This is a genomic window from Dellaglioa sp. CoH-56-MRSF-10, assembly GCF_056782175.1.
Map to the genome: position 1 here is coordinate 1 of NZ_JBXAYF010000127.1, position 259 is coordinate 259.

The window sequence follows — 259 nt, forward strand, 5'->3', positions numbered from 1 at the left end:
GGTGGCGGTACCGAAATCATGAAGCGCCGGATCGTGGACGTGGGTACCGAAAAGGACATGCTGGCAGTGGCGCAGGCCCGGAAGCATGCGGAGGACACGGCCATCGAGAACTTGGGCGACTACGTTGATGAGTGGATTCTGGTGCACGAGGATCATGCGCCGGTTCGTGGGTATCGCGTGCCGATCGAAAATGATTACGATCTGGATCGGCTGTGCACCATCGTCTTCTGCATGCCGGGATGGGTGCGTACGGGCCCGC

General features: G+C 60.6%; 1 protein-coding gene. It reads left to right on the forward strand.

All coding sequences use genetic code 11. From position 1 onward, the window contains the following. Positions 1 to 259 (forward strand): hypothetical protein (locus AC1RP4_RS08050; protein ID WP_481763285.1); only part of this gene is annotated, 259 nt, incomplete at both ends.